The following is a 15,326-nucleotide window of genomic DNA, read 5'->3' as shown; positions in this document are numbered from 1 at the left end:
ATCGATTAATAAAATTTTAGACATCAGGTTTGCTTAACTAAGCAAACCTGATTTTTAAACTGAAGTTATTCGCTTAATGTTAGGCTGCGACCAATTCGGTGCTGATTGCGGGCTCTAACAGCGTTAATCTTTTCATGATGTTGCATATTTTCAATCGCTTGCCACTTACCATTCTTGCTTTGTACTTCTATGATAAAGCCTGGGTAAGGTGTAAAAGCATCTAATTTGTCATCCTTTACTTTTGCTGCAACCGTAGGCACACGATAAAACACACCCGAAGCATCGAGTTTAGCGATTTCTTTAAAGCCAACAAGAGCTGCAAAGCGTTGCCAGTCTTGCTCTCTATTTTGTATGTGTTTTTCAGTGAATACATTCGAGTGTTGATTGTATACACGGCCTTTCTCATTGTAATCTAGTTGCCAGTCGGCGCGGCGCCATGCGCGCTCAGCAAGCGCTAAAAGCCTTGGGTAAAGCATGTATTCGGCTTGTTTATCTGAGCGCAGCATTTCGCTCCATAAATGACCTTGTAGCCCTTTAAAGCGAACATTTTTTGCTAGACGGTGTTGGCTATCATCAGCGCTGTAATTATGCTGCTCTTTGGTTTGCCATATTTCAGCGTGCGCTGGTAAGTTTTCAGCCATAAAACTAAAGACTTTAAAGCCATCAATTGCGCGCGCTGCCCAATGATTACCTCGCTCTTCTGGGTGACTTTGATAAGGAAAGTCGAAATAAGTAACTTCAGGTGTTGAGAGCACCATATCCCAACCTAAGTTTGCTTGCGCGTGAACATCTTTGTGACCACCTTCGGTGATCATAGACCAGCCATTTGATTGCACTGATTTTGGCATATTAGTCGCTTGGGTATCGCCTAATCCGTCGTTCCAAGCAGCTACTTTAATACCTTTGCTGTCGATCATATGTGCTACTTTTTCAATAAAATAGCCGTTAAAGGAGGTTACTTTAGGATTACTAGATTTCAGTGCATTACAGGCAGGGCTATTTATCCATGCACCCGCGGTTTCATCGGCACCAATATGATAAGTTGTAAGCTCAACGCCTACTTCTTGGTGTATCGCGATTAATTCATCAATTACTTTTTCGATAAACGTATACGTACTTGGTAAACATACATTAAGTGTATTGTCATTGTAATGTTGAATGGACGAGTAAACCGTGGCGTCGTTTGCTTCACTTAACCAATATTGCTCAGCTTTAAGCTTATCGCCTTGTGCCATGTACTTTTGATAACGGGCATCCATGGCTTTAACCGCTGCGCGAGAATGTCCAGGCATATCAAGCGATGGGATCACTTCAATATGGTTAAGTGCAGCAAATTTTAAAATTTCTTGATAATCCGCTTTACTGTAAAAGCCGTTGATTTTATTGTTTTTATCATTGCCAGCACCTAATTGCGGCAATAAGCATTCTGTTTCGCTTAAGTCAAAACAGCGATAAGCTCCTACATCTGTAAGTTCAGGTAAATCTGCAATGGCTAAGCGCCAACCTTCATCATCAGCCAAATGTAGGTGAAGCTTGTTGAGTTTATAAGCAGCCATTTGTGACAAGGTGTTTAAAATAAACTCTTTAGAGCGGAAATTGCGCGCAACATCTACATGTAAACCGCGAAATTCAAAATGCGGTGCATCATCTATTTTAAGGCTTGGTACCGTTAAATTATCAATACTGACAAGCCCGGCAATCGACATTAAGGCATAAAATGCTCCGGTATTGCTGCTGGCACTAATCACAATTTGCTTTGGATTTATATTTAGCTGGTATGCCTCATTGGGCAAACTGGCATCTGTTATAAGCTTAGTTTTTATGCCGTTTTGACTTTGCTTGATACCAAGCATGTCTAAGCGCGTAAATGCAGCCGAAAGTGCGTGATTATTTGATAACTCTGACGAAAGCACTAAGCCCTTAGCTAAGTTTACTATGCTATCTGCACTTATTATTTCTAAATGCTTTGGTTTTGGGATCAAACTCACAGGCGCTTTAGTTAAGCTTGGCTTCACCTGCGTTTGGTAGAGATATTCGGCGCCCATCCAAGGCGTTTTATCTTGGTTGCTCACCCTGAGCTGGTTTAATCCAGTAAACTGCGCTAGGTAGGGCTGACGTTCGAGCTCGGTGGTTGCATCCAGCACGGTTTGCGTACTTTTTATGACTTTTGCACTGATATTTTTTGTCGCATCTTTGTTGGTCACAATGTAATTGGGCATAAACTCTGAGCGCGTAATTTGCGAATCTTTTGTATAAAAACGAATTGTTTCTGGCGCTTCTTTTTGAAAACCTTTAAAGCCTTCTTTTGGTGTTATCTTATGAAGATCCCCATTGATATGAGTGATTGTAAAGAGCTCAGATTCAACTGAATAAATAGGCATTAACTGGCTAAAAAAGATTGAAAAGTCACTGTAATTAGTTGCAGCTGGATAAGTTAAGGTGAGCTCTGATAAATAGCAGTTTTTAACTTCTCCTGGGCAAGTTGGGTTCATCGCATCTAACAAGTTGTATTCTACTTGTAGGTGATCAGCTAATTGATCAATCGCAGTTTGATTCGCAAAAATTGGTGATACTAACAACAAAAGGGGCAGTGTAAATCGTTTAGTCACAAGAAATAACCTCAACTTGGAAAAGATAATAGGCGCCAAATAATGCGGTTTTGGTGTCTTGGGTAAAGTGGATCTGCAGCGCATTAAATACGCTCGGTGGCAGTTTATTTTGCAATGTGGTTTGCAGCGTATTTATGAAAAAAGGCGCGCTTTTAGATACCGAGCCACCAAACACAATAACTTCAGGGTTAAACGCTTGCACAACTTGTATAATGGCGTTGCCTAGGTGCTCTCCGAGCTCTGCAAAAATTGCAAGGGCGTTACTATCCCCCGCTTCTGCAAGTTGAAAAGTTGCTAAGCCATCGATGCCTTGTCTTTTAAAAAATTGACCAGAGCAATAATCTTCAATAATGCCATCAAGATAGGGAAAGCTGCCAAACTCACCAGCAGCTGATTGCTTTCCGGTATATAGCCTGCTATTTAAAATTAACCCAGCACCTAAGCCTGTGCCGAGTGTAACGCCAACTAAATTATCAAAATGGCAATATTTGGCATTATTGTAGATGCCGTAGGTAAAGCAATTTGCATCATTATGAATAAGAGCTGGTAATTTAAACGTTGATTCAATGAGTGTTTTTAACTCAACATTTTGCCAATTTGGTATGTTAAGCACTTCTATAACAAAGCCTGTGCCAGTTTCGACTAAACCGGGCACACCAATACAAATACCTTGGCAAGCATTGGTTATAAATGGCGTAATTTCAGATATTAAAAACGCATTAAAATCATCTTTACTCAAATCAGCGCAAATGGGCACTTGGTGAAATGCGATTATTTCACCGTTTTGAATATTTGCGATAGCGAGTTTTGTGCCGCCAAGATCAACACAGGTAACGTAAGGGGTATTTATAATTGTCATGTTGCTATTTAATCCAGTGCTTCGCGTTTTTTAATAAGTTGAATGGTGTGGTTTTTTACCAGTGGTTTTGCCCAGAAACTGACGCTTAGAATAAAACCAAGCGGAATAAACAGCACAAGTAATGAAATGCGCAAATAACCTGAAAGTTCGGCAATAAAGCCAATAATTGGTGATGCCAAAGCACCGCCAACAATACCTGTACACAAAATTCCAGATACTGCACTGTGACCTTTGACAATAGAATTAAGACCTAAAGAGAAAATCACCGACCACATAATTGATAAAAAGAAACCCGATGCAGGGAAGGCTATTAAGGCAATTTCTTTTGAACCAAAAATAGCGAAAACCAACGAGCATGCCGCACCAACTGAAAACAATTTAAGCACTAATTTAGCATCCATCACTTTAAGTAAAGCTAAACCTAAAATGCAACCTATGGTAAGCAGTAACCAAAACTGACTTACCACGTCAGTGCCCTGTGTCATTGGGTCAACACCATGGTAGGTTGCCAGAAATACTGAAATTGAGTTGGCAATGCCTTGCTCTAAACCGACATAACAAGCGATGGCTATAAAAAATAACACCACGGTTTTGTCTTTAAAAAGGGCAAGTGAATCGCTTAAACGAAGTGTTTGCGATGATTGCTGCTCTTTGGGAATAGTCATAAATGATGTAACAAGCAGCATCACAATACTTATTAAAGCAAATAAAGCGTACATAATTAGCCAACCTTTATTTGGCTGAGTAAATAAACTTAACTGTTTACCAAGTTCACTACCAGTCTGAATATGAGCCACCAAACTACTGTAAACGATAGGCGATAAGGTTGCCGCCGCGCCAAAAAGAAGCTGTGCAGCCACCGAAAATGCAGCGAAATGTTGCTCGCCGCCAGCACGTCTAAGCAATGGATTAATGGCAACTTGCAAAAGAGCCATCGCGCTACCTATGGTAAAAAGTGCAAACATCGCCATGGCAAAACTCGGCAATAGCACAAATAATACAGCGCCGATAGCAGCGAGCAAAAAAGCTAATAAGATGACAAATTTTTCACCTTTTTGCTGCGCAATTAAGCCAGCCGGAATAGACATTAAGCCGTAGGCGGCAAAAAAAGCAAATGGGAAGAACCCCGCAAGTAAAAGCCCAATTTGGTAACTCTCAATTAACGCAGGAAAGATGGGACCAAGTAAATTTGTGACAAACGAAATCACAAAAAAAGTAATTAGTACCAAGAGCACGACTGGATAGGCTTTCATAATTTATTCCTAATTATTGTTGTTTTGTTAGTTCGCCCAAGTGGTGAGGTGATAGCAAAAATTTGATTTTGACGGGCAGACAAAAACAAGGGGAATTGCTACCACCTCGTGTTCACATGCCTGATTTAGCAATTTCTTAGGGGGAAATACCTTATAGACAGTAAACTTTTCTAGTCTGCCAAGATATTTAGCTTGTTAGCGGTATTTTTCTATTTATTAATAATACTTTTCAATCAATACGCTGATTTGTTATACCGGAATATGGCGAAAAAGAATGCAAAACATCTGCGACTTTTCGCTTATAGCGATACTTAAATACACTTTTTACAATAGGAAAATATCAAAACTAAGTTGAATCGTATCAATTGAAGGCGTGGATTCTGTTGAAATGTCTTTTAATAACTTGTCGGGAATAGTGAACAAAGATGCGTGCTTTTTGTGAAAAAGTCATAACCCCAACAGATGCGTCATGGCGGTATCATAAATACCTGATGCCATACATGCCATTTAGTTGGCATTATCACCCTGAATATGAAATCTGCTTAACCTTAAACAGCAAAGGTATGCGCCATATTGGTGATCATATTGAAGAATACGGCGATTTAGATTTGGTATTTGTTGGGCCGAATCTTCCACATACATGGCAGTCTGAAAGCAATAAAGACGGAACCGAGCAAATTGTGTATGTGGCGCAAATACCAGTAAAATGGCTTGATAAGTTAGTGCGAGATCATAAAGAACTACAAGGTATGATGTCGCTTTTGGCGCGCTCCTTAAAAGGCATTAAGTTTTCCGAGGTATGTGCATCGAGTGCTAAAACACTGTTTGAACAAATGGAAAATGCCAGTGTAACTCAGCGTTTAATTTTATTGTTAGAACTACTAAGTGTGATGCAGCAAGATTGTGAACAACAGACATTATCTTCCCCGATGTTTGCCTTTGGCAAACAAATGGAAAAAGACAATGGAAAATTAAATCAGGTCATTGAATTTATTTATGCGCATTACACCGAAAGCTTATATGCCGATCAGCTTGCCGAGCTTGCCCATATGTCGACTAACCATTTTCATCGGTATTTTAAACAACGCACTGAAACAACGCTAACAGAGTTTATTAATCGCTTACGTATTGGTAAAGCATGCAAACTGCTTGTCACTAGCACGTCACCGATTTCGGTAATAAGTGATCAATGTGGTTTTAATAATGTGTCTAACTTTAATCGGCGATTTTTAGCGATTAAAGGTTGCACACCGCGCAAATTTCGCCAGCAGTTAATCAATCATAACTTAATCAGCTAGGAAAAACAGGGCACTTTCGTGCCCTTAAGTGTGTTAACTTAACTTGAACTCGGGTTAAGAAGTTAACTAAATACTTGAAATATATGAGCTATGTTATTTCATACCTTCTAGCTTGATAGTTTTTCTTAGTACAAGGCAAATTTGTGCGTCAATAGCGAGCCTATTGCAAACAAATTTAACGCAGTAATAAGTAAAAGTAGCTGCTAGAAAGTAATTTATTATCCCGAGCTCAGGTTAACTAAGTAGGGAAAATGACCAAAATTGGTCAAACATTACTAACATACCAGGGGAATCCGTTTAACTTTTTAAGTTGGCTGAAACTATGGGCGTTTAATTGCCATCATAAAAAGCGCACGTTTATTGTTATTTATTAAGTATCTAGCGAATAAGCTATGTACTTAGTGATGACAATTTTAGATCAAGTGATAATGATTCGCAATATTGTTAGTTGTTCTGGTACAAATTATTTCACAATAAACTAATTCAGATTTAAGTTGGCTAAACAAACAGTTACTATTTAGCAAAACTATAGATTGGCTTTCAAATGATATCGTTTTGTAACTACAGTTTGGTACCTGCAAGCTTTAACCCTTGGCGAGCAGTGTTTTTAGATGTTGCCGAGGCAGTAATGGCTGAACTTGCAGACGAACGCTTTGATTTTCTCCACTTTGGCTCCTCGTCTTTTAAAGTGGCAGGCAAAGGCATTATTGATATTTCGATTTTATATCAAACTGGCCATTTGCAAGATGCCGTCGCTTATCTTAAAAGCTTTGGCTTTGTTGACCAACATAGCGAAAACCCCTTCCCAGCTACTCGACCACGAAAAGATATAGCCGTTTTATATAACAATGAAGTGTTTAATGTACATATGCATGTGATTGAAAAAGAGAGTGAAGAGCATAAAAAGCAAGTCACTTACAAAGAGCATATGCTAAATAACCCAGATGACAGAGCAGCTTACGAAGCGCAAAAACGCAAAGTACTGGCAGAAGGTATAACCGTACAAGATGATTACGGCAAAGCCAAATCACCCTTTGTCAAAGAAATCTTGAAGCGTATTGTGTAAAAAATGCCAAAGGGTGATTTAAAAAGTGCTTTTTTTTATGTTGTTAAGAGCAAGTTTCTTTCAAAATTCAAAATTCAAAATTCAAAATTCAAAATTCAAAATTCAAAATCAGCTCTGGTTGTATATTGCTATTGGCGAAACTTAGCCCTTATTAAAAGGTGCTGTCTAATAACAGGTTGGTTTCTGTTTTTATAATGCCATGAATTAAACGAATTTCACCTAACAACTTGTTAAGAGAAGACAAGGTATCGGTTCGAATTTCCGCAATCAGATCCCAGTGCCCGCTTGTATGATGAATAACGATAACTTGTGGGTAAGCATGAAGCTTTTTAATCACTTGGGGTTCGTCTTTTGCTTCTAGAGAAATATTCATCAACAACCTAATTGGGTCAAGCTCAATTTCAGGCTTTAATTTTACGGTATACCCTAAAATAATGCCGTGTTGTTCTAGGCGATCTAGCCGATTTTGCACCGTCGCACGAGAGACATTTAACGCTTTAGCAAGAGTGACTACAGGGGTGCGAGCGTTTTGTCTAAGTAAAGAGATAAGCTGTTTATCTTTCTCATCAAATTTTGTGTCCATAACTAAGAACTTACAAAAAGAAAATTGGTATAAAACAATATGTATAGTATATGGCTCAAATTGTACAGTTTATTGGCTATCTATTGGCAATGCTACTCGCTAAAGTTACAACATACTTTAATTAAAAACTTGAGTGGACTATGACTTTATTTATAGATGTTAATACCTTAACTAACTTAATTAGCAAAGTTGGGTTGCCTAACTTTATGCAACAGTTACTTGACTATATGCAAAGTGATTTTAAGAAATGGGAACAATTTGATAAGTCAGCAAGAACAGCTGCACATAGTTCTGAAGGCGTTATTGAGTTAATGCCAATCGCAGATCAACATCAGTATTCATTCAAATACGTTAATGGGCATCCCAATAATCCAAAAAATGGGTATTCCACTGTAATGGCTTTTGGCGCTTTCGCTGATGTAGCTAGCGGTTATCCATTATTATTGAGTGAATTAACATTGGCAACAGCCATTCGAACCGCGGTTACGTCTGTTATGGCGGCAAAAGCATTAGCGAAACCAAAAGTCGATGTGATGGCGATGATTGGCAGTGGTGCTCAAAGTGAATTTCAAGCGATAGCATTCCATTGCTTAATGGGTGTGAACACGCTACGTATTTTTGACATTGATTCAAAAGCAATGGATAAGTTAGAGCTACACCTAAAGCAATATCCAAAACTTACTGTAATACGTTGTAAGAACGCTGAGCATTGTTGTCAAGGCGCAGATATTATTACAACGGTAACTGCGGATAAAAATTATGCCACGATTCTGACTGCAGATATGGTCTCACCAGGTGTTCATATTAATGGGGTGGGAGGAGATTGTCCTGGAAAAACAGAAATAAGTGCTGAGCTGTTAACATTGGGCAAGATATTTGTAGAACATGAACCGCAAACTCGTGTTGAAGGTGATATTCAACAATTACCACCTGAGCATCCTGTAAATGCAATTTGGCAAGTGATCGCTGGAAAAAGTAAAGGGCGTGACAATTTACAACAAATAACTATCTTTGATTCAGTTGGTTTTGCTTTGGAGGATTTCTCAACATTACGATACCTCTATGATTTAGCAACTCAATTTGAGATTGGTGAGCGTGTAGAGCTTGTTCCATCCCTGTCAAATCCGAAGGATTTATTTGGCTTAATCAATACATCAGGTGCAATAAACAATGCATCAGTATGTGCTTAAATATTGGTGTTTTTATGAAGTATTCAGCTTTACTTTTAATGCTTTTAGCATTTAATTGCCAATTATTGTTTGCAGCGTCAACTGCTGATAAATCTGTAATGGCACGCTTTATTCGTTATGTTCAAATTAATACGCAATCGGATGACACGAGCACTACAGTGCCTACCTCAACCAATCAAATTGAGTTTGCAAAACAGTTAACACAAGAATTACGCGAACTGGGTGTGAAAGATGTTCGTATGAGCGAATTTGGTTTTGTTTATGCTTTATTACCTGCAAATAGCAAAGCTGAAGGCTTAAATATTCAACCGTTTGGCTTAATAGCACATTTAGATACTTCACCTGGTATTTCTGGAAATAACGTTAAACCAATTGTGCATCGTAATTACCAAGGAGGTGACATTGTATTGCCGGCAGATCCAAAGCAAGTGATCCGTGTAGCAGCAAATCCAGTGTTAAATACACTGATTGGTGATGACATCATCACCGCTGATGGCACAACACTCTTGGGCTCTGATGATAAAGCGGGCATAGCTGCCATTATGGATTTGGTTGCCAGATTACAGAAAAACCCTGAAATAATTCACGGCGATATTGCCATTGCATTTACTCCCGATGAAGAAACCAGTATGGGTATCGAGAAATTTGATGTGGCTAATTTCCCCGCAGATGTTGCGTATACAGTAGACGGCGGTGCTTTAGGTAATATTACAAATGAAACATGGCATGCGCGTGAGGTAAAAGTTGAATTTATTGGTCAAAATGCTCATACCGGAAAGGCAAAAGGAGCGATGATCAATGCGGGATACGCTGCCGCAAGTTTTATTACCCGTTTACCAGTATCTCAAAGGGCAGAAGAAACAGATGGTCGGACAGGTTTTATTCACCTAGAAAAAGCAAATTTAGCTGTAAGTAGTGCTGAAATTGAAATATTGCTAAGGGACTTTAAATTGACTGATTTGGATAAAAAATCAGAGCTCATTCACGATTTAGCGTCAAAAACTCAAAAAGACTTCCCAAATACAGAGATAAAAGTACAAATAACTGATAACTATCAAAATATGCATGAGGTGATAAAACAACATCCCTATTTAGTTGATTATGCAATGCAAGCAACCGTACGTGCTGGCATAACACCCAAACAAACTGCGGCAAGATGGGGGACAGATGGCTCAAGTTTATCGTTTATGGGGTTACCAAGTCCTGATATATTCACGGGCGGTCATAACTTTCATAGTAAGTTGGAGTTTAACAGCCGTAAAGGGCTAGAAGGCACCGCAGAAACACTTTTCCAGCTCAGCCAAGTATTTGTTGAAAATGCCAAAAGAGAGAGTGAAAAGCACTAAATATTCCGCTTTTGAACTAGTTAGTCGGCTTTTTTATTGCCGGCTAACTACTTATCTAAGATAACGATCAGATTTATTAAATGTTTAAAAACGCTATTGCGTCGGGGTTAATTAATTACTTCAAGGCTGATTATTTGACTCGTTACATCTTTATCTTCATCAAAAATGATATAGGGGTTTGAATCAATAAACCCAAAATCAGTAACAAATTGACTATGGTTGAGCATAAAAAGTGGCTTTGATATTTTTAAGTCGAAGTCGTAAAAACTAATCACTTGGTTCGTATCAATTTTACTTAAATAAAAAAATCCGTTTGTTGTAAGTTTGATACTATTAGCTCTGATATTTAGCGCTTTATCTGAAAAATCAAAAAGGGTAATAGTTTTGCCTAAGTGAGTTTGATAGACCAAAGCGTGCTTGTTAAATGAATAAAAATAAACCCCATCTTGGTCACTTATCGCAGTAATTCCTGCATTTAGAGCTAGTTTAGATTGTGTTTCATTCTCGATATTTAAACTCACTAAATCATAGTTACGGGTTGCGCGTTGACTGATAAATAAATGCGTAGATGTGTGATTAAAATTGAGTAAATAGCTATCGTTCTTTATTGTTATATCCGACATTATTGTATTGTTTAATAAAGAGTAAATCGCAATATGTTTGGTTTTGTCTTTGGTATAACTAATAGCAATCAGGTTTTCTGTGTTATCAACTTTAATCGTATGAATATAGCTTGCACTAATTTCAGTTAGTTTTGATTGTTGACCATCTGACTCTAACCAAACTTCGTAGCTTCCTGAGCGATTTGAGCTAAAAATAAAGTCATTACTATTGGCAAGGTATAGACCATCAAGATTGAGGCTTGGGTGCTCAATTTTAATTGATAATGCGCCTTTACTTTGTATAGTGATAGGGCGATTTTGAATGGCGTAATGAATTGTCTTGTTTTTAGTATCCACCGCAACTCCAGTCACTTTCTGCTGCGGATCAATGTTAGCTAAAACTGACAATGACAAAGAATCTAAAGCCATTAGCCATAAAGCATACTGCCCTTTGTAACGTCCAGAGATAACAAACTTTGAACCACTATAAAGAGATAGACTGCCAACTCTATCAATCGGTAATGGCTTAGTTGTTGTTTTACCTGAAACGATATTGTAGCTGGCTAAATAAGTCTTTCTGTCCGCTGTTTGTGATATGTAATACAGGCTCTCATTGTTGGCAAATATCGGGTGTTTTTCACTGCCGTCATGAGGCAGGTAGAAAAATTTGTGATCTTTTTCTTGCAACGAAATTAACACAACATTATGTCTATTGTATTTGGTGGTTTGTAATGCCAGCCACTTTTCATTGGGAGAAACGCTTAATTTAACAATCCTCTCATTCAGTGTTATTAGAGGTGTGACACTGTTCTTGCTGCGCTTAACAACAGAACAAGCGTCATCACAATTAATAATATAATCACTGTCACCTGATGAAAATAGGCCTTTTATTTTAGATGGGTGTGTTTCAAGCAAGGTGTTATTAAGCGTTTTATTATCGTGTAGGTAAAGTTTAGACAAAGCGTGTTCTTTGTGAGTAAACAAAAGTTGGTCACGGTTATTTACGCTTATCGAACCGATTTCCCCATCGCTACTATGTCGTATGGTCTTTTTAGTTGTTAAGTTAACTAAGTTAATCTCACTTTGCTGCGCATTTTTGTGTAGAAACAACAAAATCAATGCACAGATAAATATACCTACTAGCAAAAGGCTGGATATTTTCAGTTTGCGCGTTTTTGATTCTATTCTGCCTATAAATACATAGCCTTTTCGAGGAATGGTTTCGATAAATTGAGGCGATTTAGGATTATCGTTAAGTATCTTTCTAATTTCGAAAACAGCTTTTGTGACGAGCTCAGGTTCTAGGGTTTGATTCGGCCAAAGTGCCGTTAAAATTTTATCTTTAGTGAGCACCTGACCTGAGTGTTCGACCAAATAACATAATATAGCCATCACCCGAGGTTCTAGGCGAAATTCGGCTTTAGGTAAACTTACCTTATTCTTTTCAGGTTCAATTTTAAACTTTCCTATATAAAAATATCTCACTGTAACCTTCTGAAAATAAATAAGATAACTTTCAAATAGTATCGAGATAACTTCTCAATTGCAATTGAGAAGTTGGAATAGGTATTTTGCTTAAGGTTGGACCTTTAGGAGAATAAAATGAAAAAAAATATCTGTGCAATTGCAATATTAGTTAATTTGCCTTTGAGTGCGCTTGCAAACCAAATAACTTTAGAGGTTACAGGTAATGGTAATGTTAAATATGGTGATGAAACGTGTACTGGCAGCTGCACCATAAGTACTGAAAATAATAGTGTGATGCTTTCTCCAAGTGCGAATTCAGGTGGTAGTTTTTCACATTGGAGCGGCCAGCATTGTGACTTTGGTCAAGGTATCAAAACGAGTACCACTAGATCATCTATCGGCAACGCTAGCGGCGGTGCTAAAACCCTTACAACACTCGATATAGACAACGATGGTAATAGTGATTTACTAGGAATTAGCCTTTTTAGAGGGCAAATTATTAAATATCAAAACCAAGGTAATGGCACATTTAATTCGAGTAGCTTCGTCTCTTCATTAAATTATCCCTCAGCGATGGCAACCTATGATATGAATGAAGATGGCTTTTTGGATTTATTGGTAGCAGAGTATGGTGCTAAACAGCTTCGTGTTTATAGCAATGATGGCGCGGGACAATTAGTTGAATCAGAGATTATTAAAATCTCAAATACTATCCCTTACGCCATAAGCGCAGCTGACATAAATCATGATGGTTCTGCTGAATTGATTATGTCGAGCTTTTCGGCTGATAGATCCGGCGATTTATTTAAACTAGTTAATTCAATTCAAAATCAAGAGATTGCGATTTACGAAAAATTGGCCGACGGCTACAAAAAGAAACAGGTTATAGCAAATAAAGCGGCTGTTACATTAGATAGTTATATTGATGAAGAGCATGGTTTGACAATCGTATCAGCAGAAATCGACACAGGTGATGTGTCTTTATATCGTGCGTCAAATGGGTTTTCAGGCATTGTAGTTGATGAGAGTAATGCACCATACGGTGTGGGATTTGCAGATGTCGATGATGATGGCGATATGGACATAGTGACAGCACACTATGGGCCATATAGTTTACGCATTATATACAACTTAAACGGAAGTTATAGTAATGCTGTTGAAATTGGTAAGGGTGAAGATGGCTTAACAGCTGTATCCGTGAGCGATTTTAATAATGATGGCTATCAAGATATTGCAACTGGGCAATTCAATACAAATAACTTCTTTTATCATACAGCTGAAAGTTACGTAGAATGTGGTGTTTTAAAAGGCACAAGTATTGAACTGACTGCAAATTTCAGCACAAGTTCTAACCCATCGCCAAGTGAGCCAGTAAAAGAAAAAACAAGCGAAAGTAGCGGGGGAACATTTTCTTATTTGATGTTGATCCTACTTGGTTTCGGTATTATTCGTCAGAGAGTGATTCTTTAGTAGAAAATATCCCTTGAATATGGATTTAAGACAATGAATAACTAAAAAATGCCGGCAATGTAGCGTTGCCGGCATGAAGTTCACTTTAATGGGAAACCAAAGTGAGTTTTAAAAAAAGTTAATGGTCGTGCTCTTCTGCAAAAGCGCCTACCCAAGTCAGTTGATTAATACCTTCACTAACAGACATAATTTCAGTTACTGTTTGAGCATCTAAATCGATTTTTGAAATTGTATTGTCATAAACTAAATACATAAGATTATGTGCTTTATTTGCGATTAATTTAGCTTTTTTCTCTAAATTAGGGTTGTTAATTATTTGGAAACGATGAGCCAGTTGCCACTGGTTTTCCTGTTCAAACACATTGAGAAAACCGGCTTCATCTAACACTAAAACAGCTTCATTACTGCCGCTTGTTGCATAGGCCATATAATTGGTAATACCCTCAGTCTGCCACTGAAATGGCTTTATCTCGTCAGTAGTTAAATTAACCGAAAATACGCCAGCGCGAGACAATCCCAAAATTGTATTAGTCTTTTTACTACCAATAAACTTACCAACTCTAACGCCTTGAGGCATAGTTGTAGGGTTTACAATCTTGCTTGAAGTAAACAACTCACCGTCTTGTTTAATTTTTACAACGCCATCGCTACATGCAAAGGCAATGTAATCTTCGGTTTGGAAACTACCATGAAGCGCAGGGCAAAGATGCTCAAATGTTTGTTCTTGGTGAAAATGATCGTTATGCATTTCAAATAACCCGATTGATTCAGGTAAAGAAGTCTCACTATTTACATCGCGAATCGTGGCCAGTACAAAGTTATCGCGAATTTGGCCTGTGCCGTGTTGATACGTTTCATAATGATGTTCAGCAATAATGCGTGTCTCGCTTATGCTTTCATCTGAAATAATGGCAAAACCTGCATCGGCTGAAGCATCTTTATCGCCATCAAAAAATACCAGAGCTTGTTCGCCGACTGGAACGTAATGGGTTGGTTTTACGTCTAGTAATTCAAAAGAGTTCGTTGTTGGTGCGTCGTCATGTAGGTCATAATGATCACCGTGTTCTTCAAGGTAAACTCCGCCATCAATAAATTCAACAAGGCTTTCGTTTCTTTGAATGGCAACAACATAACGGCCATTGGGACTTGTATAAAGAGCCGATGGTGCATTTGTTAGTGGGAAACTATTGATTACCTGCTTTGTTGCTAAGTCAAAAATATGAACTTCATTTGAGTTGGGTGAGCTATAAGCAAGCCGACCTTCTGGTAGCTCAAGCGGTTGATGCGGCTGTGAAGGAGTATCAACTACTGGCGTATTATTTACCACTGCATGCTTATCAGAACCACAGGCGCTTAATAGAGAAAGTAATACTGCACTGGCAAGCGCTTTACGAATCATGTTTAATCCTTGTAATGTTATAAAGTAACATTTTAATCGTGTTATATTATAACAATACTGTGCAAGCAGTATTTGCTCAGATTCAAAATATGTTGTCTTTTATTGAATAAGTAGGCAGGTTTTTAAAGGTGAATGTGTTGTATGAATTAAATGTTGTAAAAGATGTAAAATACGGGTGCAAGGT

11 protein-coding genes are annotated in these 15,326 nt (G+C 38.1%); 5 read left to right on the top strand and 6 right to left on the bottom strand.

Translation table 11 applies throughout. The features are described from left to right. Window positions 1–65: 65 nt before the first annotated feature. From ABYD77_RS06815 to ABYD77_RS06805, 3 genes are read right to left on the bottom strand one after another with little or no spacing between them, the layout of a single operon-like run. The gene (locus tag ABYD77_RS06815; protein ID WP_372768284.1) at window positions 66–2,609 is read right to left on the bottom strand and encodes a family 20 glycosylhydrolase; all 2,544 of its coding nucleotides are present in this window, start codon (window positions 2,607–2,609) and stop codon (window positions 66–68) included. Continuing rightward, complete coding sequence (locus ABYD77_RS06810; RefSeq protein ID WP_372768282.1) at window positions 2,602–3,468, bottom strand: ROK family protein; 867 nt, start codon at window positions 3,466–3,468, stop codon at window positions 2,602–2,604. Before ABYD77_RS06810 ends, ABYD77_RS06815 begins: the two co-directional genes overlap by 8 nt. An 8-nt stretch (window positions 3,469–3,476) precedes the next feature. Then, the gene (locus ABYD77_RS06805) at window positions 3,477–4,721 is read right to left on the bottom strand and encodes an MFS transporter (RefSeq protein ID WP_372768280.1); all 1,245 of its coding nucleotides are present in this window, start codon (window positions 4,719–4,721) and stop codon (window positions 3,477–3,479) included. Window positions 4,722–5,146: 425 nt separating this feature from the next. On the opposite strand from ABYD77_RS06805, the gene ABYD77_RS06800 reads away from it, so the two are divergent. Further along, a complete protein-coding gene (locus ABYD77_RS06800) occupies window positions 5,147–6,019 on the top strand; it encodes an AraC family transcriptional regulator (protein ID WP_372768278.1) in 873 nt (290 codons plus the stop codon). Between the two features lie 544 nt (window positions 6,020–6,563). Then, on the top strand, window positions 6,564–7,085 hold the full coding sequence (locus ABYD77_RS06795) for a GrpB family protein (RefSeq protein WP_372768276.1): 522 nt from the start codon (window positions 6,564–6,566) through the stop codon (window positions 7,083–7,085). A gap of 151 nt (window positions 7,086–7,236) precedes the next feature. Here ABYD77_RS06795 and ABYD77_RS06790 read toward each other — a convergent pair whose 3' ends face one another. Then, the gene (locus ABYD77_RS06790; RefSeq protein WP_372768274.1) at window positions 7,237–7,668 is read right to left on the bottom strand and encodes an Lrp/AsnC family transcriptional regulator; all 432 of its coding nucleotides are present in this window, start codon (window positions 7,666–7,668) and stop codon (window positions 7,237–7,239) included. 140 nt (window positions 7,669–7,808) lie between these two features. Here ABYD77_RS06790 and ABYD77_RS06785 point away from each other — a divergent pair, with 140 nt between their 5' ends. Both ABYD77_RS06785 and pepT read left to right on the top strand, forming a co-directional pair. Continuing rightward, the gene (locus ABYD77_RS06785; protein ID WP_372768272.1) at window positions 7,809–8,858 is read left to right on the top strand and encodes an ornithine cyclodeaminase; all 1,050 of its coding nucleotides are present in this window, start codon (window positions 7,809–7,811) and stop codon (window positions 8,856–8,858) included. A gap of 14 nt (window positions 8,859–8,872) precedes the next feature. Beyond that, window positions 8,873–10,204 (top strand): peptidase T, encoded by a 1,332-nt coding sequence (gene pepT, locus ABYD77_RS06780; RefSeq protein WP_372768270.1) that lies wholly within the window; start codon window positions 8,873–8,875, stop codon window positions 10,202–10,204. A gap of 107 nt (window positions 10,205–10,311) precedes the next feature. Here the strand turns inward: pepT and ABYD77_RS06775 are convergent, their stop codons facing one another. Next, window positions 10,312–12,291, bottom strand: a complete 1,980-nt coding sequence (locus ABYD77_RS06775) for a transcriptional regulator (protein ID WP_372768268.1) — start codon at window positions 12,289–12,291, stop codon at window positions 10,312–10,314. Between the two features lie 117 nt (window positions 12,292–12,408). Between ABYD77_RS06775 and ABYD77_RS06770 the strand changes: the two genes are divergently transcribed. Further along, window positions 12,409–13,743, top strand: coding sequence for an FG-GAP repeat domain-containing protein (locus ABYD77_RS06770; protein WP_372768266.1), 1,335 nt, complete (start codon window positions 12,409–12,411; stop codon window positions 13,741–13,743). Window positions 13,744–13,861: 118 nt separating this feature from the next. On the opposite strand, the gene ABYD77_RS06765 is transcribed toward ABYD77_RS06770, so the two are convergent. Beyond that, window positions 13,862–15,142: a YncE family protein gene (locus ABYD77_RS06765; RefSeq protein ID WP_372768264.1), complete on the bottom strand. Its 1,281-nt coding sequence runs from the start codon at window positions 15,140–15,142 to the stop codon at window positions 13,862–13,864. Window positions 15,143–15,326: the final 184 nt, after the last annotated feature.

It is taken from the genome of Pseudoalteromonas sp. (assembly GCF_041629635.1).
Classification (GTDB): Bacteria; Pseudomonadota; Gammaproteobacteria; order Enterobacterales; family Alteromonadaceae; genus Pseudoalteromonas.
The sequence above is the reverse complement of the archived record's forward strand: the minus strand, read 5'-3'. Positions and strand labels throughout refer to the sequence as shown.